The organism is Pseudomonas sp. NFACC10-1, assembly GCF_900119195.1.
Lineage (GTDB): Bacteria > Pseudomonadota > Gammaproteobacteria > Pseudomonadales > Pseudomonadaceae > Aquipseudomonas > Aquipseudomonas cerasi.
On record NZ_FPJB01000002.1, the window covers coordinates 531,081 to 554,279 of the forward strand.

Annotated in this window: 22 protein-coding genes; 12 read left to right on the forward strand and 10 right to left on the reverse strand. The window is 61.0% G+C overall.

From position 1 onward, the window contains the following. The first annotated feature begins 21 nt into the window (after positions 1 to 21). Genes spoT through BT119_RS07040 form a run of 3 tightly spaced genes read left to right on the forward strand, consistent with a single transcriptional unit; the run spans position 22 to position 3,324 of the window. Complete coding sequence (gene spoT, locus BT119_RS07030; protein WP_003367484.1) at positions 22 to 2,127, forward strand: bifunctional GTP diphosphokinase/guanosine-3',5'-bis pyrophosphate 3'-pyrophosphohydrolase; 2,106 nt, start codon at positions 22 to 24, stop codon at positions 2,125 to 2,127. Between the two features lie 24 nt (positions 2,128 to 2,151). Then, on the forward strand, positions 2,152 to 2,532 hold the full coding sequence (locus tag BT119_RS07035) for a RidA family protein (RefSeq protein WP_003367486.1): 381 nt from the start codon (positions 2,152 to 2,154) through the stop codon (positions 2,530 to 2,532). A gap of 54 nt (positions 2,533 to 2,586) precedes the next feature. Then, entirely contained in the window at positions 2,587 to 3,324 is a 738-nt protein-coding gene (locus tag BT119_RS07040; protein ID WP_003432171.1) for a lipoprotein, read from the forward strand. Between the two features lie 52 nt (positions 3,325 to 3,376). Here BT119_RS07040 and BT119_RS07045 read toward each other — a convergent pair whose 3' ends face one another. Beyond that, positions 3,377 to 4,225, reverse strand: a complete 849-nt coding sequence (locus BT119_RS07045; protein WP_072365188.1) for an NAD-dependent epimerase/dehydratase family protein — start codon at positions 4,223 to 4,225, stop codon at positions 3,377 to 3,379. A gap of 209 nt (positions 4,226 to 4,434) precedes the next feature. Here BT119_RS07045 and exbB point away from each other — a divergent pair, with 209 nt between their 5' ends. The 7 genes from exbB to BT119_RS07080 all read left to right on the forward strand — a co-directional run bounded on the left by exbB (position 4,435) and on the right by BT119_RS07080 (position 12,925). After that, positions 4,435 to 5,388: a tonB-system energizer ExbB gene (gene exbB / locus BT119_RS07050; protein ID WP_003367491.1), complete on the forward strand. Its 954-nt coding sequence runs from the start codon at positions 4,435 to 4,437 to the stop codon at positions 5,386 to 5,388. A gap of 3 nt (positions 5,389 to 5,391) precedes the next feature. After that, positions 5,392 to 5,817, forward strand: a complete 426-nt coding sequence (exbD, locus tag BT119_RS07055) for a TonB system transport protein ExbD (RefSeq protein WP_002551495.1) — start codon at positions 5,392 to 5,394, stop codon at positions 5,815 to 5,817. Next, positions 5,814 to 6,560, forward strand: coding sequence for an energy transducer TonB (locus tag BT119_RS07060; protein ID WP_054081208.1), 747 nt, complete (start codon positions 5,814 to 5,816; stop codon positions 6,558 to 6,560). The genes exbD and BT119_RS07060 overlap by 4 nt, the downstream gene beginning before the upstream one ends. 92 nt (positions 6,561 to 6,652) lie before the next feature. Next, positions 6,653 to 7,576 carry a hydrogen peroxide-inducible genes activator gene (locus BT119_RS07065; protein ID WP_002551493.1) on the forward strand — a complete coding sequence of 308 codons (924 nt, stop codon included), beginning with the start codon at positions 6,653 to 6,655 and terminating at the stop codon, positions 7,574 to 7,576. A gap of 11 nt (positions 7,577 to 7,587) precedes the next feature. Continuing rightward, a complete protein-coding gene (gene recG / locus BT119_RS07070; RefSeq protein WP_003367498.1) occupies positions 7,588 to 9,663 on the forward strand; it encodes an ATP-dependent DNA helicase RecG in 2,076 nt (691 codons plus the stop codon). Positions 9,664 to 9,749: 86 nt separating this feature from the next. Beyond that, entirely contained in the window at positions 9,750 to 11,147 is a 1,398-nt protein-coding gene (locus BT119_RS07075) for an aminoacyl-tRNA deacylase and HDOD domain-containing protein (RefSeq protein ID WP_003432160.1), read from the forward strand. Positions 11,148 to 11,617: 470 nt separating this feature from the next. After that, positions 11,618 to 12,925, forward strand: a complete 1,308-nt coding sequence (locus BT119_RS07080; RefSeq protein ID WP_003432156.1) for a CitMHS family transporter — start codon at positions 11,618 to 11,620, stop codon at positions 12,923 to 12,925. Between the two features lie 68 nt (positions 12,926 to 12,993). Here the strand turns inward: BT119_RS07080 and BT119_RS07085 are convergent, their stop codons facing one another. Then, positions 12,994 to 14,487 (reverse strand): YifB family Mg chelatase-like AAA ATPase, encoded by a 1,494-nt coding sequence (locus BT119_RS07085; protein WP_072365191.1) that lies wholly within the window; start codon positions 14,485 to 14,487, stop codon positions 12,994 to 12,996. Positions 14,488 to 14,664: 177 nt separating this feature from the next. Here BT119_RS07085 and BT119_RS07090 point away from each other — a divergent pair, with 177 nt between their 5' ends. Beyond that, positions 14,665 to 15,207 carry a GNAT family N-acetyltransferase gene (locus tag BT119_RS07090; RefSeq protein ID WP_072365193.1) on the forward strand — a complete coding sequence of 181 codons (543 nt, stop codon included), beginning with the start codon at positions 14,665 to 14,667 and terminating at the stop codon, positions 15,205 to 15,207. Positions 15,208 to 15,220: 13 nt separating this feature from the next. Here BT119_RS07090 and BT119_RS07095 read toward each other — a convergent pair whose 3' ends face one another. Beyond that, positions 15,221 to 15,955, reverse strand: coding sequence for an SDR family oxidoreductase (locus BT119_RS07095; protein WP_072365195.1), 735 nt, complete (start codon positions 15,953 to 15,955; stop codon positions 15,221 to 15,223). Positions 15,956 to 16,190: 235 nt separating this feature from the next. Here BT119_RS07095 and BT119_RS07100 point away from each other — a divergent pair, with 235 nt between their 5' ends. Continuing rightward, positions 16,191 to 17,108 (forward strand): AraC family transcriptional regulator, encoded by a 918-nt coding sequence (locus BT119_RS07100; protein WP_072365197.1) that lies wholly within the window; start codon positions 16,191 to 16,193, stop codon positions 17,106 to 17,108. 15 nt (positions 17,109 to 17,123) lie between these two features. On the opposite strand, the gene BT119_RS07105 is transcribed toward BT119_RS07100, so the two are convergent. The 7 genes from BT119_RS07105 to BT119_RS07140 form a co-directional block, all read right to left on the reverse strand. Then, positions 17,124 to 17,741, reverse strand: a complete 618-nt coding sequence (locus BT119_RS07105) for a hypothetical protein (protein WP_175550555.1) — start codon at positions 17,739 to 17,741, stop codon at positions 17,124 to 17,126. Positions 17,742 to 17,855: 114 nt separating this feature from the next. Further along, positions 17,856 to 19,010 carry an acetylornithine deacetylase gene (argE, locus tag BT119_RS07110; protein WP_072365201.1) on the reverse strand — a complete coding sequence of 385 codons (1,155 nt, stop codon included), beginning with the start codon at positions 19,008 to 19,010 and terminating at the stop codon, positions 17,856 to 17,858. Next, positions 19,007 to 19,684, reverse strand: a complete 678-nt coding sequence (locus tag BT119_RS07115; RefSeq protein WP_054082344.1) for a DUF1028 domain-containing protein — start codon at positions 19,682 to 19,684, stop codon at positions 19,007 to 19,009. Before BT119_RS07115 ends, argE begins: the two co-directional genes overlap by 4 nt. A gap of 12 nt (positions 19,685 to 19,696) precedes the next feature. Further along, positions 19,697 to 20,113, reverse strand: coding sequence for a RidA family protein (locus BT119_RS07120; RefSeq protein WP_003408344.1), 417 nt, complete (start codon positions 20,111 to 20,113; stop codon positions 19,697 to 19,699). 31 nt (positions 20,114 to 20,144) lie between these two features. Further along, on the reverse strand, positions 20,145 to 21,440 hold the full coding sequence (locus BT119_RS07125) for a flavin-containing monooxygenase (RefSeq protein ID WP_054082343.1): 1,296 nt from the start codon (positions 21,438 to 21,440) through the stop codon (positions 20,145 to 20,147). 126 nt (positions 21,441 to 21,566) lie between these two features. Continuing rightward, the gene (locus BT119_RS07135) at positions 21,567 to 22,298 is read right to left on the reverse strand and encodes a class II aldolase and adducin N-terminal domain-containing protein (protein ID WP_003367530.1); all 732 of its coding nucleotides are present in this window, start codon (positions 22,296 to 22,298) and stop codon (positions 21,567 to 21,569) included. Positions 22,299 to 22,356: 58 nt separating this feature from the next. Beyond that, positions 22,357 to 23,190 (reverse strand): transporter substrate-binding domain-containing protein, encoded by an 834-nt coding sequence (locus BT119_RS07140; protein WP_003367532.1) that lies wholly within the window; start codon positions 23,188 to 23,190, stop codon positions 22,357 to 22,359. Positions 23,191 to 23,199 lie beyond the last annotated feature (9 nt).

Below are 23,199 nucleotides of genomic sequence, written 5' to 3' on the forward strand. Positions count from 1 at the left end.
CCATTGGCAAGGGGTAGCGCCTTGCCGAGCATAGACGCCCTCGCCGACAGACTGTCGGCCTACCTCGGCAAGGACCAGGTCAATCTGGTCCGCCGAGCGTATTTCTACGCCGAACAAGCCCACGATGGCCAACGCCGTCGCAGCGGTGAAGCCTACGTCACCCATCCCCTTGCGGTGGCGAACATTCTTGCCGACATGCACATGGACCATCAGAGCCTGATGGCTGCGATGCTGCATGACGTCATCGAAGACACCGGGATTGCCAAGGAAGCGCTCAGCGCCCAATTTGGCGAGACCGTCGCGGAACTGGTCGATGGGGTCAGCAAACTGACCCAGATGAATTTCGAGACCAAGGCCGAAGCCCAGGCGGAAAACTTCCAGAAAATGGCCATGGCCATGGCGCGCGACATTCGCGTCATTCTGGTCAAGCTCGCCGACCGCCTGCACAACATGCGCACGCTGGAAGTCCTGTCTGGCGAAAAGCGTCGGCGCATCGCCAAGGAAACCCTCGAAATCTATGCGCCCATCGCCAATCGGCTGGGCATGCACAGTGTGCGTATCGAATTCGAGGACCTGGGCTTCAAGGCGATGTACCCGATGCGCTCCTCGCGAATCAACCAGGCGGTCAAGCGCGCCAGGGGCAATCGCAAGGAACTGGTCAACAAGATCGAAGAGTCCCTGAGTCATTGTCTGGCCGTCGATGGCATCGAAGGCGACGTCAGTGGGCGGCAGAAACATCTGTATGGCATCTACAAGAAGATGCGCGGCAAGCGTCGCGCCTTCAACGAGATCATGGATGTCTACGCGTTCCGCATCATCGTCGACAAGGTCGACACCTGCTATCGCGTGCTTGGCGCTGTACATAATTTGTACAAGCCGCTGCCCGGCCGATTCAAGGATTACATCGCGATACCCAAGGCCAACGGCTATCAGTCCCTGCACACGACGCTGTTCGGGATGCATGGCGTGCCTATCGAGATCCAGATTCGCACCCGCGAAATGGAAGAAATGGCCAACAACGGCATCGCGGCGCACTGGCTGTACAAGTCCAGTGACGATGAGCAGCCCAAGGGCACTCACGCTCGTGCCCGACAGTGGGTCAAGGGCGTACTGGAAATGCAGCAGCGCGCCGGCAACTCTCTGGAATTCATCGAAAGCGTCAAGATCGACCTGTTCCCGGACGAAGTCTACGTTTTCACCCCCAAAGGCCGGATCATGGAGCTGCCCAAAGGCTCTACGGCAGTGGATTTCGCCTACGCGGTACACACCGATGTCGGCAACAGCTGCATTGCCTGCCGGATCAACCGCCGCTTGGCACCGCTTTCCGAACCGCTGCAAAGTGGCTCGACGGTCGAGATTGTCAGCGCACCCGGCGCACGTCCGAATCCGGCCTGGCTGAACTTCGTCGTCACCGGCAAGGCGCGCACCCATATTCGTCACGCACTCAAGCTGCAACGCCGCTCCGAGTCGATCAATCTGGGCGAGCGACTGCTGAACAAGGTCCTCAACGGCTTTGAATGCAGCCTCGACAAGATCAGCCAGGAACGCATTCAACTGGTGCTCAACGAATACCGTGTCGAAGTGCTGGAAGACCTGCTCGAAGACATTGGCCTGGGTAACCGCATGGCTTATGTCGTTGCCCGCCGCCTGCTGGGCGAAGGCGATCAGTTGCCGAGCCCTGAAGGTCCGCTGGCGATTCGTGGCACCGAAGGCCTGGTGCTCAGCTACGCCAAGTGCTGCACACCGATCCCGGGCGACCCGATTGTCGGCCACCTGTCTGCAGGCAAGGGCATGGTTGTGCACCTGGACAACTGCCGCAACATCAGCGAAATCCGCCACAACCCGGAAAAATGCATCCAGTTATCCTGGGCCAAGGACGTGACTGGCGAATTCAACGTCGAGCTGCGTGTCGAACTTGAGCATCAGCGCGGCCTGATCGCGCTGCTGGCAAGCAGCGTCAACGCGGCGGACGGCAATATCGAAAAAATCAGCATGGACGAACGCGATGGTCGCATCAGCGTGGTCCAACTGGTGGTCAGCGTGCACGACCGCGTGCACCTGGCTCGTGTGATCAAGAAACTGCGCGCCCTGACCGGTGTCACACGCATCACCCGGATGCGCGCGTAGGCCATCCCACTATCAGGAGTTCTCATGACCAAGACTGTCATCACCAGCGATAAAGCCCCTGCGGCCATCGGCCCTTACTCACAGGCCATCAAAGCTGGCAATACCGTCTACATGTCTGGACAGATCCCGTTGGACCCGAGCACCATGGAACTGGTTGAAGGCATCGAAGCCCAGATCACTCAGGTTTTCGAAAACCTCAAGTCGGTTGCCGAAGCGGCGGGCGGATCGTTCAAGGACATCGTCAAATTGAACATCTTTCTGACCGACCTGGGCCACTTCGCCAAGGTCAACGAGCTCATGAGCACCTATTTCACTCAGCCTTATCCGGCCCGTGCGGCCATCGGCGTTGCGGCATTGCCGCGTGGCGCCCAGGTTGAAATGGACGCGATTCTCGTCATCGAATAAATCCCCGACGGAGCGTGCCTTGCGCTCCGTTCTCCCTGAAGGAAGGAATCCGTTATGCGCTCCGCGCTCGCCATCTCGCTGCTCGCCGTCATTATGGGCGGCTGCGCCAGCCACGCCGACCGCAATCCGGACGGCACCTGGATCAACCAGACCGCCATCGACGCCGCCGTCAAGCAAGGCAACTTGCGCCAGGCCCTCCTCGCCAATGGTCCCAACCTGGAGTGGAAAATCAACTCCAAGGCCAATCAGGCCATTTACTCCAATGGCTTCGAGCTAGGCGAAGGCAAGATCGTCAGCGCTGCCGAAGGCAAGCTGCATGTCGATTTCTACGGCAACTTCTTCGAAGACCTGAGCGTCAAGGGTGACGAACTGGTCCAGGCGGCCAGCGAGTCAGGCCCTGAACAGCACTTCCAGAAACCCGAAGATCCGGCTCCGGACGGCGCTCAGCCAGGCAGCAGCTTCGAGAAAGCGCTGTATGGCGCCTACATGGGCGGCAAATGGACGGTCGTAGAGGGCGACGGTCAGGGCAGCACCGTGCAATTCATGCCTGACGGCAGTGTGCAGGGGCTTCCGGAAAACGATCGTTACGCGCTCTGCCTGGCAGGCGATTGTGCAGCCATGAGCGGCGAATACGACAGCATGTGGCTGGAGAAAGCCGAGAAAGGCAACCCGTGGATTTTCGCCCGCAAAGGCAAGCAGCTGGAGATATTCCAGGCGGTGAACAACGCTGGCGCCGACCAGATGCCCGAGCTGCGTCCCGGCCCACGTCGCTGGTTGCTCGAACAGCAGTAAGCGATTCAGGTATCAGGAGCGCTCTTCACGGCGCTCCTGATCAACCACCGTTCTAGCCCAGCAACGCCGCATAGCCCGCCCGATAATCCGGGTACATCGGCGCCCATCCCAATGCTCGCGCCCTGGCATTACTGCAACGCTTGCTGCCCACGCGCTGCACGCTGACCTCCTCCGACCACTCGGTCACCCCCAGATACTCACGTATCCACGCCACCACATCGGCCAGCGCGGCCGGATCGTCGTCGACGCCCAGATAGCAACTCTCCAGCGCAACGCCGCGTTGATCCGCCAGCAGCAGGTGCCCGAGCAGACCGGCCGCATCGTCGGCATGAATGCGATTGGCGTAGACCGGCGGATCGATCCTCACGCTGTGCCCCTGACGAACGCGGTTCGACAGGTCACTGCGGCCTGGGCCGTAAATACCGGTCAATCTCACCGCCGTGGCCGGCAGTCCGCTGTTCAGCGCGACCTGCTCGGCTTCCAGCATCACCGTGCCGGTGTAGTTGCCGGGCTCGGTGGCGGAGGTTTCATCCACCCACTCACCATTCTGCTGACCATAAACACCGCTGCTTGAAACAAAGATCAAGCGCTTTGGCCGCTGCCCGGACTGCTCGAGCCAGCTCAATACGTTACGCAGCCCCTCGACGTAAGCCATCCGGTAACCCGCTTCGTCACGCTGCGAGGGGGTCGCGCAATACACCACATAATCCAGTGCCGCAGCTGGCCAGTGCGCAGGTTTTGGCGTCTCGAACAGATCGCCCGCCACACCGTGAACACCGGCAGGAAGCTCGGAAACAGTGCGCCGCAGCCCATGCACGGTCCAGCCGTGAGGCAGCAGGCGGTTAGCGAGTCGCGAACCAATGTCGCCACAGCCGGCGATCAGAAGTGAGGGAGCTGTCATTCGGTATCTCCAGAAAAGGCAGTGTCAGTATCGTTAAAAACGCTCATCGACAGGCAAGCGTTCGGGCGAATATGTAAAAAAAGATACTGTATTACTTTTGTTAACAAGAACGATTTGCAATAATGGCGGCCCATTCGTTCCCCGTAAGCGCCGACAGCATCACGCGACGCACTGGAACCATCCCCTTTTTCCTCTCAGGTCCGGCCAGCATGAAACGCATTCAATCAATCGCTTCGCCTACCCAGATGCCTCGCCTGCCTCGTGCATGGCGCGGTATCGCAGCCCTTGTCTTGAGCCTGATGTTCGTCCCCATGGCACTTGCGGATCAGTCGGCTCCGACCGCGGCCCCTGCGACCTCAAGCGCACCTGCGGCAACGGCACCTGCTGCACCTGACGCAGCAGCCCCGGTGCAGGCCATGGAGCCTGTCGCCGAAGACAACAGCCTGGGCATGGCGCATGACCTGTCGCCGTGGGGCATGTATCAGAATGCCGACGTCGTGGTCAAAGCGGTCATGATCGGTCTGGCCATTGCCTCGATCATTACGTGGACCATCTGGATCTCCAAGGGTTTCGAGCTGCTGGGTGCCAAGCGCCGGTTGCGCGGCGAAATCGTTAATCTGAAAAAAGCCCGCTCCCTGACTGAAGCGAGCGCCACCGCCAGCAAGGAAGGCACCCTCGCCCACCTGCTGGTGCATGACGCCCTCGAGGAGATGCGCCTTTCGGCCAACAGCCGTGAGCGTGAAGGGATCAAGGAGCGTGTCAGCTTCCGTCTCGAGCGCCTGGTCGCCGCCTGTGGCCGCAACATGAGCATGGGCACCGGCGTGCTGGCGACCATCGGTTCGACTGCGCCGTTCGTGGGCCTGTTCGGTACGGTATGGGGCATCATGAACAGCTTCATCGGCATCGCCAAGACCCAGACCACCAACCTCGCCGTGGTCGCCCCCGGCATCGCCGAAGCCCTTCTGGCCACTGCCCTGGGCCTGGTCGCTGCGATCCCTGCAGTGGTGATCTACAACGTCTTCGCCCGCTCCATCGCCGGTTACAAGGCTCAGGTGTCCGATGCCTCGGCACACGTTCTGCTGCTGGTCAGCCGCGATCTGGATCATCTGCCTGAGCCGTCCGAGCGCAATCAACAACAACCGCACATGGTCAAGGTGGGCTAACACGTGGGCCTGCATCTTAATGAAGGCGGCGACGATCTCGCCGAGAACCATGAAATCAACGTGACGCCGTTCATCGACGTCATGCTGGTGCTGTTGATCATCTTCATGGTGGCTGCGCCGCTGGCGACCGTAGACATCAAGGTTGATCTACCGGCGTCTACCGCCACACCGCAGCCCAGACCCGAGAAGCCGATCTTTCTCAGCGTGAAAACCGACAAGAGCCTGTACCTGGGCGAAGAGAAGGTTGCCCGCGAGCAGATCGGTCAGGTGCTGGACGCCCGCACCAAGGGCAAGAAAGACACCACGATCTTCTTCCAGGCCGACAAGGGCGTGGATTACGGCGATCTGATGGAGGTCATGAACACGCTTCGGGGTGCGGGTTACCTGAAGGTCGGTCTGGTAGGTCTCGAGACGGCTGGTAAGAAATGATCAGTACGCGCCAAAAACTGACGCGCTATAGCGGTAGTCTGTTGTTGGTGCTGGCCGTGCACGCCATCGCAATCATCATTGCCGTTCGCTGGCCCGCCTCTCAGGCGATCGAGCTGCCACCGGCAGCCATGATGGTCGAGCTTGCGCCTCTGCCAGAGCCCGCACCGCCGCCACCACCGAAGGTCGTTCAGCCGCCCCCGCCGCCAGCACCGGAGGAGCCGACACCGGTGCCGGAAGTCGTGCAGGCGCCGAAGCCGGAAATCGTGGTGCCCAAGAAGGTCGAGAAGCCCAAGCCCAAACCGCAGCCGCCAAAGCCGCAGAAGAAGCCTGAGCCGCCCAAGGAGAAGCCTGCTGACGAAAAGCCGGTCGATACACCGCCGACCACGGCGCAACCGGAAAAGCCGGTGGCTCCCAAGCCTGCTCCTGCACCTTCGCCACCCAGCAACGCATTGCCGAACTGGCAGGGCGATTTGCTCGGTCATCTGAGCAAGTACAAGAAGTACCCTGAGGATGCACGCCGTCGTGGCATGCAGGGTGTCGCTCGCTTGCGCTTTGTGGTGGACGCTGACGGCAACGTGCTTTCCTACTCGATTGCCAATAGTTCAGGCAGCCCTTCGCTGGATCGAGCGACCATGGAAATGATCCGTCGCGCTCAGCCTTTGCCCAAGCCGCCGAAGGAAATTCTCAACAACGGCACCATTGAAATCCTCGCACCGTTCGTTTATTCGCTGGATAAACGCTGAATTGTACTTTTGTTACCCATAAGTACTTCTGATAACGTGCGTCTATCGATCGCACCCGCTATGCTGGGGTCGCAACTTCATGGACGCACGTTATGACTCTTACAGAATTGCGCTACATCGTTACGCTCGCCCAGGAGCAGCACTTTGGCCATGCGGCGGAACGCTGCCATGTCAGCCAGCCAACGCTGTCGGTGGGTGTCAAAAAACTCGAAGACGAACTCGGCGTGCTCATTTTCGAGCGCAGCAAGAGCGCTGTGCGCCTGACACCGGTCGGTGAAGGCATCGTTGCGCAGGCGCAGAAAGTGCTGGAGCAGGCCCAGGGTATTCGCGAGCTGGCCCAGGCCGGCAAGAACCAGCTGACCGCCCCGCTGAAAGTCGGCGCGATCTACACCGTCGGTCCCTACCTGTTTCCTCACCTGATCCCGCAACTGCACCGGGTCGCCCCGCAGATGCCGTTGTACATCGAGGAAAACTTCACGCATGTGCTGCGCGACAAGCTGCGTAACGGTGAGCTGGATGCCGTCATCATTGCCTTGCCGTTCAACGAAGCCGACGTACTGACCCTGCCGCTTTACGACGAACCGTTCTCTGTCCTGATGCCGGCCGACCATCCCTGGACTCAGAAAGAGACCATCGATGCCTCGGCGCTCAACGACAAGAGCCTGCTGTTGCTGGGCGAAGGTCACTGCTTCCGTGATCAGGTTCTGGAGGCCTGCCCGACGCTGGGCAAAGGCAACGAAGGTGCCAAGCACACGACAGTAGAGTCCAGCTCGCTGGAAACTATTCGGCACATGGTCGCCTCCGGGCTGGGCATTTCGATCCTGCCGCTGTCGGCAGTCGACAGCCATCACTACGCGCCCGGCGTGATCGAAGTGCGCCCACTGACGCCGCCCGTGCCTTTCCGCACGGTCGCCATCGCCTGGCGTGCAAGCTTCCCGAGGCCCAAAGCCATCGAAATCCTCGCTGACTCTGCACGCCTGTGCTCGGTGGCACGTCCGAAAACAGTCGCTAGCTAGGCAGAACAGAAATGAGCGAGCTTTCCAGGGTCTCGGTCACGGCGCTCAAGGGTGTCGGCGAAGCGATGGCAGAAAAGCTGGCCAAGGTCGGGCTGGAAACCCTGCAGGACGTGCTGTTCCATCTGCCGCTGCGTTATCAGGACCGCACGCGCATCGTACCGATCGGTGCGTTGCGTCCTGGTCAGGATGCCGTCATCGAAGGCGTGGTCAGCGGTGCCGATGTGGTGATGGGCAAGCGTCGCAGTCTGCTGGTACGGCTGGGCGACGGCACCGGGGTCGTCAGCCTGCGCTTCTACCACTTCAGCAACGCCCAGAAAGAAAGCATGAAGCGTGGCACGCACCTGCGTTGCTTCGGCGAAGCGCGTCCCGGTGCTTCCGGACTGGAAATCTATCACCCGGAATATCGGGCGATTACCGGTGATGAGCCCGCGCCTGTCGAACAGACCCTCACGCCGATCTACCCGACGACCGAAGGCCTGACCCAACAACGTCTGCGCCAATTGTGCCAGCAGAGCCTGGCGATGCTCGGCCCCAAAAGTCTACCGGACTGGCTGCCTGACGAACTGGCCCGCGATTATCAGCTGGCGCCGCTGGACGATGCGATCCGTTACCTGCATCACCCACCCGCCGATGCCGACGTGGAGGAGCTCGCCCTCGGGCATCACTGGGCGCAGCACCGGCTGGCGTTCGAAGAACTGCTGACTCACCAGCTTTCCCAGCAGCGCCTGCGTGAAAGCCTGCGTTCACAGCGCGCACCGGCATTACCCGTTGCGAAAAAGCTGCCGAAACAGTTTCTCGCCAACCTCGGCTTTGCCCCCACCGGCGCGCAGCAGCGTGTCGGCAAGGAAGTGGCCTATGACCTGAGTCAGCCCGAACCGATGCTGCGGCTTATTCAGGGCGATGTGGGGTCGGGCAAGACCGTGGTCGCCGCGCTGGCAGCCTTGCAAGCACTGGAAGCAGGTTATCAAGTGGCGCTGATGGCGCCCACCGAGATTCTCGCCGAGCAGCACTACATCAACTTCCAGCGCTGGCTCGAGCCCTTGGGCGTGGGCGTGGCATGGCTGGCGGGCAAGCTCAAGGGCAAGGCGCGCGTCGCGTCTCTGGAGCAGATCGCCGGTGGCACACCCATGGTGGTCGGCACCCATGCGCTGTTTCAGGACGAAGTGCAGTTCAAGAACCTGGCGCTGGTGATCATCGACGAGCAACACCGGTTCGGCGTGCAGCAACGCCTGGCGCTGCGCAAAAAAGGGGTTGGCGGTCTGATGTGCCCGCATCAGTTGATCATGACTGCCACACCGATCCCGCGCACGCTGGCCATGAGCGCCTACGCCGATCTGGACACGTCGATCCTCGACGAACTGCCGCCGGGCCGGACGCCAGTCAATACCGTGCTGGTTGCCGATAGCCGCCGCCTGGAAGTCGTTGAGCGGGTGCGCGCCGCCTGCGCAGAAGGTCGCCAGGCCTATTGGGTGTGCACGCTTATCGAAGAATCCGAAGAGCTGACCTGCAAGGCCGCTGAAACCACGTACGAAGAATTGAGCAGTGCGTTGGGTGACGTGCGCGTCGGACTGATTCACGGGCGCATGAAGCCCGCAGAAAAAGCCGCGATCATGGCCGAGTTCAAGCAGGGTGCACTGCAATTGCTGGTGGCGACGACGGTCATCGAAGTCGGTGTCGACGTGCCGAACTCCAGTCTGATGATCATCGAGAACCCCGAGCGCCTCGGCTTGGCGCAACTGCACCAGCTACGCGGCCGCGTCGGGCGCGGCAGCGCGGTGAGTCATTGTGTGCTGCTCTACCATCCGCCGCTTTCACAGATCGGACGGCAACGACTGGGCATCATGCGCGAAACCAACGATGGTTTCGTCATCGCCGAAAAAGACCTCGAACTGCGTGGCCCCGGTGAGATGCTCGGCACCCGACAAACGGGCCTTCTGCAATTCAAGGTCGCCGACCTGATGCGTGACGCGGATCTGCTGCCGGCCGTACGCGACGCGGCTCAGGCCCTGTTGGAGCGCTGGCCCCAACATGTCAGCCCCCTGCTCGACAGATGGCTGCGTCATGGCCAGCAGTATGGCCAGGTGTGATGCAGGCTACGCTTTATAAACCGCGTGCGACCCAAATCGAATAACGTGGTTATACTTCAGAAAATGTAGGAATTTGGACATAGCTCATGACAGAAGTCGCCCACGTCAATGATCCGCACCATGCGCCGCCGGTAATCCGACAGCTGCTTGAAAAATTGGCTATCAGCTACAACGAAGTCGTGGACGAAAAGACCCTCCCTCCAGCGCGCAAGGTGCAGGCCGTGCTGGTCGAGGATGCTGTCGGTGCGTTGCTTATCCTGTTTCCGCAAAGCCAGTTGCTCGACCTCTCCCGCATCACCGAGCTGACCGGCCGCCAACTGACCGCTGTGCCGCATGATCGTTTGCAGCGCATGCTCACCAAGCACAACCTGCAAGTGCTGCCGGGGGTCCCGGCACTGACTAGCTCACCGTGCCTTTACGACAAACATCTGCTGGACGAGCCCATGCTGCTGGTGGGCTCGGGCGAGCCAGGCGTGCTGCTGGAAATCAGCAATGATGCGTTCAAAGTCATGGTGAACAAGGCCAGTGCGGCGAACTTCGGCGAGCCGCTGGCGAAGATTCATCCCAATCTTGATCGTCCTCACGACGATCCGGCAGAAATCACCCAGGCCATGCATGTCTTCACGGCGCGCCGCATCCAGCAGCGCCTGGAAGCGACTCTGGAGATTCCACCGCTGGCCGGCACTGCGCAGAAAATCATCAAACTGCGTGTCGACCCTGACGCAACCATCGATGACATCACCGGCGTCGTCGAAACCGATCCTGCGCTGGCCGCTCAGGTCGTCAGCTGGGCCGCTTCGCCGTATTACGCGTCGACTGGCAAGATTCGCTCTGTCGAAGACGCAATCGTCCGTGTACTGGGCTTCGATCTGGTGATCAATCTGGCGCTGGGCCTTGCATTGGGTAAAACCCTGAGCCTGCCCAAGGATCAGCCGCAACAGACCACGCCGTACTGGCAGCAATCCATCTACACCGCTGCCGTCATCGAAGGCCTGACCCGCGCCATTCCGCGCGCCAGCCGTCCGGAGGGTGGCCTGAGCTACCTCGCCGGTTTGCTGCACAACTTCGGTTACCTGCTGCTGGCGCACGTGTTTCCACCGCACTTCACCCTGATTTGCCGCCAACTGGAAGTGAACCCGCATTTGCACCACAGCTTTATCGAGCAGCACCTGCTGGGCATCAGCCGCGAGCAGATCGGGGCGTGGCTGATGCGCTACTGGGACATGCCGGATGAGCTCGCCATCGCGCTGCGCTTCCAGCACGACCCGCACTACAAGGGTGAGCATCACGTCTATGCCAACCTGGTCTATCTGGCGGTGCGCCTGCTGCGAGCCAACGGTATCGGCTCCGGTCCCGAACAGGATATCCCGGACGAACTGTTCGAACGCCTGGGCCTGACCCGCGACAAGGCCAACGAATCGGTGAAAAAGGTGCTCGAGGCCGAGGTGCTTCTGCGCGAACTGGCGTCACAGTTCAGCAAGTAACCTGCGGATGTAACGTACGAATAGTGCCGAAGGCTCCGGCCTTGGCACTCTCCCCTCGAGCCTTAGAAAGGCTCGCCTTCAACCCCCGGCAGGTGCTCATCCAGGCGTAGCCATGGAAGCCGGTTGGTAACACAGCCCGCCGCAATGGCAGCCACCCGAGTGTATATCGCTCATCCGTGCTTCTCCCGTTCATGCCCATAATCCCTGTGACAATAAAATTCCGGCAACTGCCGAATGAAAGCTCGGTGAAAGCTTGGCCAATTAGCATCAGCTCACTTCCGGCAAAAAGACCGGTTAGCCAGGAACGGACTCCAAGGTGTTTCAGGCCCAATTAACAACAATAATGGTGATTCCGATGCTTGCTGACTTCTCGCTCCACACTCTCCTTGCGCCCCCACTCCACGTACCGATCTGCTGAGCTGACTCGTTCATTTCACGTTCTGTAGCCGTATGACGTCTGGAGTATTCCCATGCTGACTTTCCTTGGCTTTGCCATGGTTATTGCGTTCATGTACCTGATCATGAGCAAGCGCCTGACTGCGCTGATCGCCTTGATCCTGGTTCCGATCATCTTCGCCCTGTTCGGTGGCTTCGCGTCGCAGATCGGTCCGATGATGCTGGCAGGTATCACCAAGCTGGCGCCGACCGGCGTGATGCTGATGTTCGCCATTCTGTACTTTGCGCTGATGATCGACTCCGGCCTCTTCGACCCGGCCGTGCGCAAGATCCTGAAAATGGTCAAGGGCGACCCGATGCGCATTTCGGTCGGCACCGCCGTGCTGGCGCTGGTGGTGTCCCTCGACGGTGACGGCGCGACCACCTACATGATCTGCGTTGCCGCCATGCTGCCGCTGTACAGCCGCGTGGGCATGAGCCCGCGCATCATGGCCGGCCTGATCATTCTGGCCGGCGGCGTGATGAACATGACCCCTTGGGGCGGCCCGACCGCTCGTGCGGCCAGCGCCCTGCACGTCGATGCCTCCGACATCTTTGTACCGATGATCCCGGCCATGCTGGCAGGTGTGATCGCGATCCTGGCGATTGCCTACTTCTACGGCAAACGCGAACGTGCCCGACTGGGTGAACTGCACCTGCAGGGTGATGAAGTCGACCACAGCGAAATCAGCGTCTCGCAATTCCCTGACGCGCGCCGTCCAAAGCTGATCTGGTTCAACGCCGCCCTGACTCTGGCACTGATGGTCGCCCTGATCATGGGCCTGCTGCCGCTGCCGGTCCTGTTCATGATCGCGTTCAGTATCGCGATGATCATCAACTACCCGAACCTGCAGGACCAAAAGGACCGCGTATCGGCCCACGCCGGTAGCGTACTGGCGGTGGTCGGCCTGATCTTCGCCGCGGGGATCTTCACCGGCATCCTGTCCGGCACCGGCATGGTCGACGCGATGTCGAAAAGCCTGCTGGCCGTGATCCCGGATGCGCTGGGCCCGTACCTCGCCGTGATCACCGCGCTGGTGAGCATGCCGTTCACCTTCTTCATGTCCAACGACGCGTTCTACTACGGCGTACTGCCAGTGCTGTCCGAAGCTGCTGCCCACTACGGCATCAGCCCGGTGGAAATGGCCCGCGCCTCGATCGTCGGTCAGCCGGTCCACCTGCTCAGCCCGTTGGTGCCTTCGACCTACCTGCTGGTGGCTCTGGCCGGTATCGAGTTCGGTGACCACCAGCGCTTCACCCTGAAATGGGCGATTCTGGTGTGCATGTGCATCCTGGTTGCCGCGCTGCTGATGGGGATCTTCCCGCTTTATAGCAGCATGTAAGCTTCTTTGGCTGACCCAAGGCTCGCCGTCGACTTGATCGTTGACGGCGAGTTTTTGCGTTTGGACGGTCAATTGGTTGAGGGCCGATACTGCAACGCCTCGGCCAGATGACTACGACTGATCGCATCCACCTGTTCCAGGTCCGCCAAAGTCCGCGCCACCTTCAGCAATCGATGCGCTGAGCGCAACGACAGGGTCAGACGCTCGCACGCCGTCTCCAGCCAGCTTTCATCGACACTGGACAGCGCGCAGTACTCACGCAGCCCCGGCAGATCGAGAAACGCATTGGCACAGCCCTGACGACGTTGCTGACGGTGTCTCGCCTCAGCGACCACAGCTGCGGCACTGGCGGTGTTTTCACTGGTGGTCGGGTCAGGGTTGAGGGCGGTGGCTTCGCGGGCGACGGTCAGGTGCAGGTCGATGCGGTCCAGCAGCGGGCCGGACAACTTGTTGCGATAGCGCTGCACCTGCTCAGTGGAACAGCGGCAGCGCCCAGTCGGCTCACCGAGATAGCCACAGGGACACGGGTTCATCGCCGCCACCAACTGGAACCGCGCCGGAAAGCGCACGCGATCCCGCGCCCGGGAAATCACGATATGCCCGGACTCCAGCGGCTCACGCAAAACCTCCAGCACGCGCCGGTCGAACTCCGGCAACTCATCAAGGAATAGAACGCCGTGATGCGCCAACGTGATCTCGCCAGGTTGCGGACGACTGCCACCGCCCACCAACGCAGGCCCGGACGCCGAGTGATGCGGCTGTCGAAACGGCCGCTGCGGCCAACTGGTCAGCGGCACCTGGCTGGCAACCGACTGAATCGCCGCCACCTCCAGCGCTTCGTGCTCGTCCAGCGGCGGCAACAAACCCGGCAGGCGGCTGGCGAGCAATGTCTTGCCGGTGCCAGGCGGCCCGCTGAACAGCAGGTTATGCGCACCGGCAGCGGCGATTACCAGCGCACGCTTGGCCGCCGTCTGGCCCTGCACTTCGCTTAAATCCGGATACGGCTTGGGCTGATGCAGCAAACCGCTGGACTGATAAGGGGTAATCACCGTGCGCCCGTTGAAATGCGCGACCAACTCCAGCAAGTGGCTCACCGCAATCACCCGCAGCCCCGAGGCCAAACACGCTTCCTCGGCGTTCACCGCCGGAATGATCAGCGTCCGCTCCGCCGCACGTGCCGCCAGCGCAGCAGGCAGCACACCCTGAATCGGCCGAATCGCCCCCGATAACGCCAACTCGCCCAGGCATTCAACATCCTGCAACGCAACCAACGGCACCTGCCCGCTGGCGGCCAGCAAACCCAGCGCAATCGCCAGATCAAACCGCCCGCCATCCTTGGGCAAATCAGCCGGCGCAAGGTTGAGCGTGATCCGCCGCGCCGGAAAATCCAGCCCGGAATTGAGAATGGCACTGCGCACCCGGTCCTTGCTCTCCTTGACCGCCCCCTCCGGCAAACCCACCAGCGTCAGGGCCGGCAGGCCGTTGGCCAGATGCGCTTCAACAGTAACCGCCGGGGCTTCCACCCCGACCTGGGCACGACTATGGACGATAGCCAGCGACATGGATCATTCCTTGATATGAGCGATGGGCGGGTATCGTGCTTTATTTACGGGGTGGGGGTGAGGGGGGAATGGATACAGGGTGTGAGTGGGGCAAGAAAGACGGATATATGTTTGGTTGCGTAGAAATGCCATAAACATTGCTTTAAATGCTGAAACACAACTAGCAGGAGCATTGATATGAGCATCCGCCTTGCCCTTCCCAAGGACTCGTTGCAGATAGCGACGATTCATCTTGAGTCATGGAGAAGTGCCTACGAGGGCATCATTCCCTCTGCCTATATCAATCGGATAACGCTTGAGGCGAGGCTGTCCCACTGGACCAAGGAGATCGCTTCAGGCGAATCGGACCTGTACGTCAAAGTCGACAGGTTAGACCGGGTCTTGGGCTGGATGGCCACGGGGGCTGACAGGGAACATCCCGAAGACCGCAGCGTCGCAGAAATACAGGCCATCTATGTCAGCCCAATGCAAACACGCCAGGGCATTGGGCGAGAGCTGTTCGACCATGTGATGCCTGTCTTTCAATCCGCTGGCCGCACCAGAGTTGTCGTTTGGGTGCTGGAGAGCAATGCCCCTGCCATCGATTTTTACCATCAGCGAGGGTTCGCAAAAGAGCCGATCAAAACCAAGACGATCGAACGAGACAATGTCAGGTTGGTCGAGATAAAACTTGAACTGCTCATCACGACACCGCCCTCAACGGTGCCCTGCTCACCCTAGTCAGGCCTACACCTCAATAAGCACTCCCCGTAGGCCGCACCACAATCTCGCTCACATCCACACCATCCGGCTGCTCGATCGCGTAAACAAGCGCTCGTGCGATCGCATCCGGCTCCAGCGCAACCTTTCGAAATGCTTTCATCGCTTCGCGCGCGGTCTCGTCGGAAATCGAGTCGGCCAGTTCTGATTCGACCACGCCTGGGCAGACGACGGTGACGCGGATTTTGTCGGTTTCCTGCCGAAGACCATCGGAGATGGCACGAACAGCGAATTTGGTGGCGCAGTACACTGCGGCGGTCGGGGAAACGGCGAGGCCGCCGATGGACGAGATGTTGATGATCTGGCCATGCCCTTGCGCTTGCATGCTCGGCAGCACGGCGGCAATGCCGTGCAGTACGCCGCGCACGTTGACGTCGAGCATCTGGTTCCACTCTGCGATTTTCAGTGCGGCGAGCGGCGACAGGGGCATGACGCCGGCGTTGTTGATGATCACGTCGATCTTGCCGAACGCGTGTGTGGCGAAGTCGACAAAGGCTTGCATGTCGAGCGCATCGGTCACGTCCAGCGCGCGGAAGCGTGCCGAGCCGCCCTGCGCTTCGATGTCTGCCGCCAACGTCTGCAGACGCTCGATGCGCCGAGCGCCCAGCACCATGTGTGCGCCCTTGGCCGCGATGAGTCGGGCGGCAGCTTCGCCAATGCCGCTGCTGGCACCTGTGATCAGTACGACCTTGCCTTGAATGTTCGACATGACTGGCTTTCCTCGTGAGTCATCGTTGGCTCAGTTTCAGCGCGCGGCTCAAACTGATTGCGATGACCATGCTACGAGTCGCTCATCACTGCGCGCATGCCGATACCTGCGCGACACTTGCCTATTCCTGTCTGTGGGTCTGCCTTACGCTGAATCGCCGCACAATGGCCGCTATGATGGAGTTCGATGCAAAGGAAAGGCGTGCAGCAACACTGACTTTGGGACGGGGTTCTTCATGGATACACACAATGCCGCGAGCGCTCCGGGCACCGATGTTTGCCGGGCTGAAATCATCCAGTTGCTGACGCAGCGCTTTGCGGCACCCGGTGTCTATGAAACCGCTATCGCGCCGCTGCACGTTATCCGCTGCGATGCGCCGTCCGAGCTGATTCATGCGCTGCATCGGCCAGCCCTTTGCGTGATCGTTCAAGGTCGCAAGGAGGTTGCGCTGGGCGATGAGCAGTATGTGTACGACCCGCTCAGCTATCTGGTCGTCGCGGTGACTGTTCCGGTCGCCGGGCGCGTGCTTGAGGCGACTGGCGAGGTGCCCTATCTGTGTATTCGTCTGGATTTCGAGCCTGCGCACATCGCCCAGCTCATTGCGGAGGCGCCACTGAACGGCGTTCCGGACGAGCCGCAGCGGGGCCTGTTTCTTGAGCAGATGGATCAGCCATTGCTGGAGACGGTGTTGAGGCTGGTGCGCCTGCTCGACACGCCTCGCGACATCGGAATGCTCGCGCCCCTTGCACTTAGGGAGCTCTACTATCGGCTGCTACGCGGCAACAACGGGCGGCGACTCTACGAAATCGCGGTCGGGGATTCGCAGACGCATCGCGTTACGCGGGCGGTCGACTGGCTGAACAGTCATTACACCGAGCCGCTGCGCATCGACGAGCTGGCGCGCATGGCCAACCTGGGTAATTCGACGCTGCACCACCGATTCAAGGCGCTGACGGCCATGAGCCCGCTGCAGTATCAGAAAAAACTGCGCCTGCAAGAGGCCCGACGACTGATCATCAATGAAGGCCTGGACGCCTCCAGCGCCTGCTATCGCGTCGGCTATGAAAGCCCTTCGCAATTCAGCAGGGAGTACAGCCGCCAGTTTGGCTGCCCGCCCTCAACAGATCTCAGTAGAGTGCGGCAGATCGGCTGACCTCCCCGTCCGGCATCAGCGACCGGGCGCGGCCAACCGCGCATATTGGTCCTGACTGATCCACCCGGTAAACGAGCGATCATTGGCACTGATGAACTCGACCTGAGCCGCGCCATCCTTGAATGCCAGAACCCCGACTACGTCATCCTTGACGATATAAGCGCCTCGGGTGGCCTTGGCATTCGGCGTTTTCTGCAGCCAGGCCTTGTCCGCGGTGACGGTCACCAGACCGGCCCACTGTTTGCTGGCGGTCCGGGTCAGATCCATGCCGGTGACGATGTCCGGTACCAACACGTTCATACAGCCAGGATGCTGCTGGCCTTGCTCTATCGTCAGAACCACGCCATCAGCCGAGGCCTTTAGTGTTCCTGGGTAGACGTCATCAAGCCAGGACGACACCGCTGCGCCCTTCCCGGCCTCGACCTTGCCTTGCAGATAGAACGCACAGCTGAATGCCTCGCCGCGCGTCTCCGAGTAATAACCCTCGACTTGATGATCAGGCGTCACGGCCAGCATCAACTGCTCGTATTTGCCGGAATGCAGTGCCGAGTCCTGAGCGAAAACCGACGTGCCAACACACAGCAATAGAGTTGCGGCCAGGGACCAGCGAGTAAGGGGACGTTTGTCAGTCATGCTTCCATCCATAGAACGTTCGAGTAGCCGGGAAGAGTGGCCAGTCCATGACTGGCGCGCCGAGACGTTAGCGTATTTCGGCGCGCAACTGTATCACTGAAAATCAGGGGCGATTCATGGCTGCGACGCGAACGCCAGTACACGTTTGAGCATCTCGTCACAGGCGTCAAGTTGCGCGACGCTGATGAACTCGTCCGGCTTGTGCCCCTGCTCCATGCTGCCCGGCCCGCAGACCACTGCCGGGATGCCTGACTGGTCGAACAACCCGCCTTCGGTTCCGAACGCCACCGTGCCGAACGCCCGGGAGCCGCAAAAACCGGCAATCAATTCCGCCGCATGGCTGTGCTGGGGAATATCCAGTCCCGGATAGCTCGACAATTCAGTGAAGCGAATCTCGCTCCGGGCACTGACCGCCTGCATGGCCGGCAACAGTTTTTGCGCGGCGTAGGTGTGCATAGAAGTGACGATCTGCTGCGGGTCCAGGGTGGGGAGAGCACGCACTTCGAAATCGAAACGACACTGTTCGGGCACAATGTTCAACGCCGTGCCGCCGCTGATTACGCCGGTCTGAATGGTCGAAAACGGCGGATCAAAGCGCTCGTCAAGGGCATCAGCTGCCCGTAATGCTTCGCCCAGGCGACCCAGTTCACCGATCAACTGCGCCGCATACTCAATGGCGTTGACGCCACTGGGCGCGTGGGCCGAGTGGCAGGCAGCACCCTGTACATCGCAGCGCACCGCGACCTTGCCTTTGTGGCCGAGTACCGGCTTCAGCTCCGTGGGTTCGCCAATCACGCATAGCATCGGCTTCACCGGCCGCGACCGCAGCGATGCCAGTAACGAGCGTACGCCCAGGCAACCCACTTCCTCGTCGTAGGACAGCGCGATATGCACCGGCATGTGCAGCGATGCCTGGGTCAGCGCCGGAACCAGCGCCAGCACGCAGGCAATGTAGCCTTTCATGTCCGCAGTGCCACGGCCGTAGAGTTTGCCATCCGCTTCGCTCAGTTCGAACGGCGGGAACGTCCATGGCTGGCCGTCGACCGGCACCACATCAGTGTGGCCGGACAATACGATGCCTGGCACGTCAGCCGGGCCGATGGTGGCGAACAGATTGGCCTTGGTTTTCTGCGCGTTGTAGATCAACTCGCAGGAGACGCCGAGGCGCTCGAGGTATTCACCCACAAAGTCGATCAGGGCCAGATTCGATTCGCGACTGGTGGTGTCGAAGGCCACCAGCCGCGCCAACAGCTCGCGGCTGGAGCTCATCGCTCATCTCCGGGCACGCCGTAGCCTGGTGCGCCAGCCGGGTTCAGGGCGCGGTCGAGGTAATCCTGCATTTGCGGCTGGTAGGCCTGCCAAAGACGTTTCAGCTCGCCTAGCGGGTCGTGCTCGGCCCAGTCGACGCGCAGATCAACGATGGGCCAGGACTGCTCGCCCACGACTTTCAGCGCCGCCGAATGGACCGGCCCTGCTTCGCCGCCTGCTGCCAGACCGGCCTGCATCGCCTGTAGCAGACGCTCGGCCAGGTGCCCGGTTGCCTGCTCGAAGCACTGAATCATCGCGTCGATGACGGCCTGGCTCGCCAGCATGTTGCCAGCCACCACGCACTGATCGCCGCTGCCCGCGTTGTTGATGCCCAGTGTTTCGCTGCCGCTGAAATGCGCGACTCGCCCCTGATGATCAATCGCCGTGATCTGCCGATACTCGCTGAACGGGCTGGCGTTCATGACCTGGTCCAGCGCTTGAGAGGCAGACATGCCCTGCTCCATCAGGTCCAGCGTTTGCGGTCCCAGGGCCGGCAGTGTGATGTTCTGCGACGACACCGCGCCGACACCCGCACGCAGCCAGGGGCAACGCGCGCCTACGGCAATACTCGACGAGCTGATGGCAATGCCCAGCTGGCCGGTTTTGGCACAGCGGGCGGCAATGGAAAAAGTCATGGGCAACAGTCCTTATTCAGGGATCACGGCGATCACGTCGATTTCCATCAGCCATTGCGGCTGCCCCAGCGCCGACACCACCAGCCCGGTGGAGATCGGGAACACGCCTTTCAGCCACTTGCCCACTTCGTGATAGACCGGCTCGCGGTAGCGCGGGTCGGTGATGTAAGTGGTGGTCTTGACGATGTGCGACAGGTCACTGCCCGCCTCTTCGAGCAATTGTTTGACGTTTTTCATCGCCTGCTGCGCCTGTGCAGCCGGATCACCGAGGCCGACCAGATTGCCGTCGAAATCGGTGCCGACCTGGCCCCTGACGTATACGGTATTGCCCGCGCGCACCGCCTGACACAGGTCGTTGTTCAGGCTTTGATTGGGATAAGTGTCCTTGGTGTTGAACATGCGGATACGAGTATGAGTCGGCGTAGTCATGGGTAACTCCTGGGGGCATTGAGCGCGATGATCAACCGTTGACGTTGCGCAACGGCACGACGGGGGTGGCACGTTTGCCGGCGTCATAGGAACGGTATTTGTGCTGCGTGGCGATCTGATCGGCGACGTGTTTGGCGTCGTGCCATACGCCCCAGATAAACGCGGAGCCGCGGCGTGACAGCCATGGCAGGCCGACGAAGTACAGGCCTTGCTCGCAGGACACGCCACGCTGGTGACGAGGTTTGCCTTTGCTGTCGAAGGCATCGACCTGCAGCCAGCTGTAATCCAGGGCATAGCCGGTGGCCCAGATGATCGACGTGACGCCTGACTCGATCAGGTCCAGCTCGCTGAGCGGATGGGTGATGCACGGCGCATCCGCCACGCGTTCACGGGCCGACGGCTCCAGCGGCAGGTCCAGGCCGTTGCGTGCGGCGTAGGCATCAGCGGCATCGAGCAGCGACAGGTAGTTCGCGTCGCCACTGTCGAGGTTGCTCACCAGATCATTCTGGAAGTGCACCTTGTTGCCGACGAAGCTTTCGGTCAGGCCCACGAGGTTCATTCCGGCCTGAGCCAGCCGGCGGAAATCGACCGTGTAGCCTCCCCTTGCACCACTGACCGCGATGGTCACGTGCTCCTTGCCGGGCTGCATGGTTTCGCTGTCCCACAACCCCAGCACACCCATCCACCAGCAGAAATCCCGGCCGCGATAGGCGCGCGGCGGACGGTCGTGAGGGCCGACCGACAAGTACACTTTGCGACCCGAGAGCAGCAGCTCCTCGGCGATTTGCACACCCGAGGAACCAGCGCCGACCACCAGTACGCCGCCCTCGGGCAGTTGTTGCGGATTGAAATAGTGCGCCGAGTGGATCTGATGAAGCGCCTCGTTAACCGGCGCAATCGGCGGGATGACCGGTTTCTGGAACGGCCCTGTCGCCGAGACCAGATGATTGACCACATAGGTGCCGGCACTGGTTTCGACGGTAAAGCCTGCACGCCCGGTATTGCGGGTAACGCGCTTGACCTCGACGCCGGTCTTGATCGGCGCATTGAATTTGCGGGCATAGCGCTCGAAGTACTCGGCCACTTGCTCCTTGCCCGCGAACCCGTCCTGATCCATGGCGAATTCAAGGCCGGGAAACCGGTCATGCCAGGCCGGACCGTTGGCTACCAGCGAGTCCCAGCGGCCACTGCGCCACGCCTCGGCAACGCGGTGTTTTTCAAGCACCAGGTGCTCGATGCCAAGACGGCTCAGGTGTTCGCTGGTGGCCACTCCGGCCTGTCCTGCACCTACGACGAGCGTATCGATTTCTATGATTTTTTCTGTCATCTCGGCATCCCTCGACAGGTGGCTTACGACCTGTTGGACGTAATGAAAAGTGTTGAAACGTCGATGCGCGGGCGCAAAAAGCCCTACGCCATCCGCAGACGCGCATCCAGTCAGTAGCAGGGGCGATCAGTCGACCAAAGAGGGGTCAGCCTGAATCATCAGCAGTTTCATTTCCTCGAAGTGCTGATGAGAGAAATCCGTAATCTTCTGCCAGTCACGGGCGGTCTTCTCGGCGACATCGTCCGCCAGCACCTTGAGCGGCTGGCCGGTGGACCAGGCCGTCACCAGAATCTGGCAAGCGCGCTCCAGGGTCCAGATGTCATCGAAGGCTTCGCCAACGGTGGGCGCGGTGACGATCACGCCGTGGTTGCCCATCAACAAGCGGCTCTTGTCCTCCAGCAAACCGGCCAGTCGAGCGCCCTCGGCGGTCGTGTCGGCCATGCCGCCGTAAAGCTCGTCTACCGCGATGCGGTTGAAGTAGCGCGCAGTGTTCTGATCGATGGGCGGAATATGCGGCTTGGCCAGGCACGCCACGGCTGTGGTGTAGACCGGGTGCAAGTGCAGCACCACGCGCGCATCGGGCAGACGCTGGTGGACCTGGCCGTGAATGGACCATGCCGTCGCATCGACATCAGGGCGATGCGCCGCGTCGGCATCATCGGCGTCGAGCAGCAACAGATCGCTGGCACGTATGCGTGAAAAATGTTTCCACTTCGGGTTGAGCAAAAACTGTTTGCCATCCGCCGAAATGGCCGCGCTGAAGTGGTTGGCGACCGCTTCATGCATACCCAGATGGGCGATGATGCGGAACGTCGCGGCCAGGTCTATGCGCGTCTGCTCTTCGAAATTAAGGGCCATGCTAATTGCTCTCCGGTCGAGCGTGCCTGCCGAACCTGCCAGGCACGTCCTTTGGTTGTCAGGGCTTGGGCATCAGGGCGGCGATGTCATCGGCTGTCGGTGCCTGGAACTTGTATTTCTCCAGCAACGCGGCGTATTCCGGGGTCTTGCTGTACTTCTCAAGGCCGTCTTCCAGGGCCTTGCGGACCTCGTCGTTGCCCTTCTTCACGCCAAAGCCGTTGAGCACCGGGTAAATCAGGGTTTCGGAAGAAATCACCACCCGGCTACCCAGTTTTTCGACCACGCCGCGTGCGACGGCTGCGTCAGTGATCTGCGCTTCGACGGCATGGGCCAGCATGGCCTGGGTGGTCTGTGGGTCGGTGCCGTACTCGCTGATGGCGATTGGTTGCAGGCCGTTCTTCACGCAGTAGTCGGTCGAAAGTTTCTGCAGTTGTTGCAGCCAGGAAGTGGCCGCCATGGAGCCGATCTTGTGGCCACAGAAGTCCTCTGGCGTCTTGGGCTGATAGTCGCTGCCCTTGACCGACAGAATCGCCTCGCCGCTTTTCAGGTAAGGAATCATGTCGATGACTTTCAGGCGGTCGGCGGTGATGTACATCGACGAGTTGGTGATGTCGAAACGTCCGCCCTGCAGCCCGCCGATCAGATTGGGAAAGCGCGTGTCGATGTTCTCGGCCTTGAGCCCCATGACCTTTGCCAGGCCGTCGAGAAACTCGATGTCGAAACCGGCGGGACGGTTCTTGTCCATGTATTCATAGGGGAAGAACGTCATGTCCGAGCCGGCGATGATCTTGCCGGGCTGCTGGAAAGCCGAAGCGGCAGACGAGGACATGGCAACCACCGCGCCCAGCAAAGCCAGGGCTACGGGACGAACAATCAGAGCTGACAGCTTCATAGGTATTCC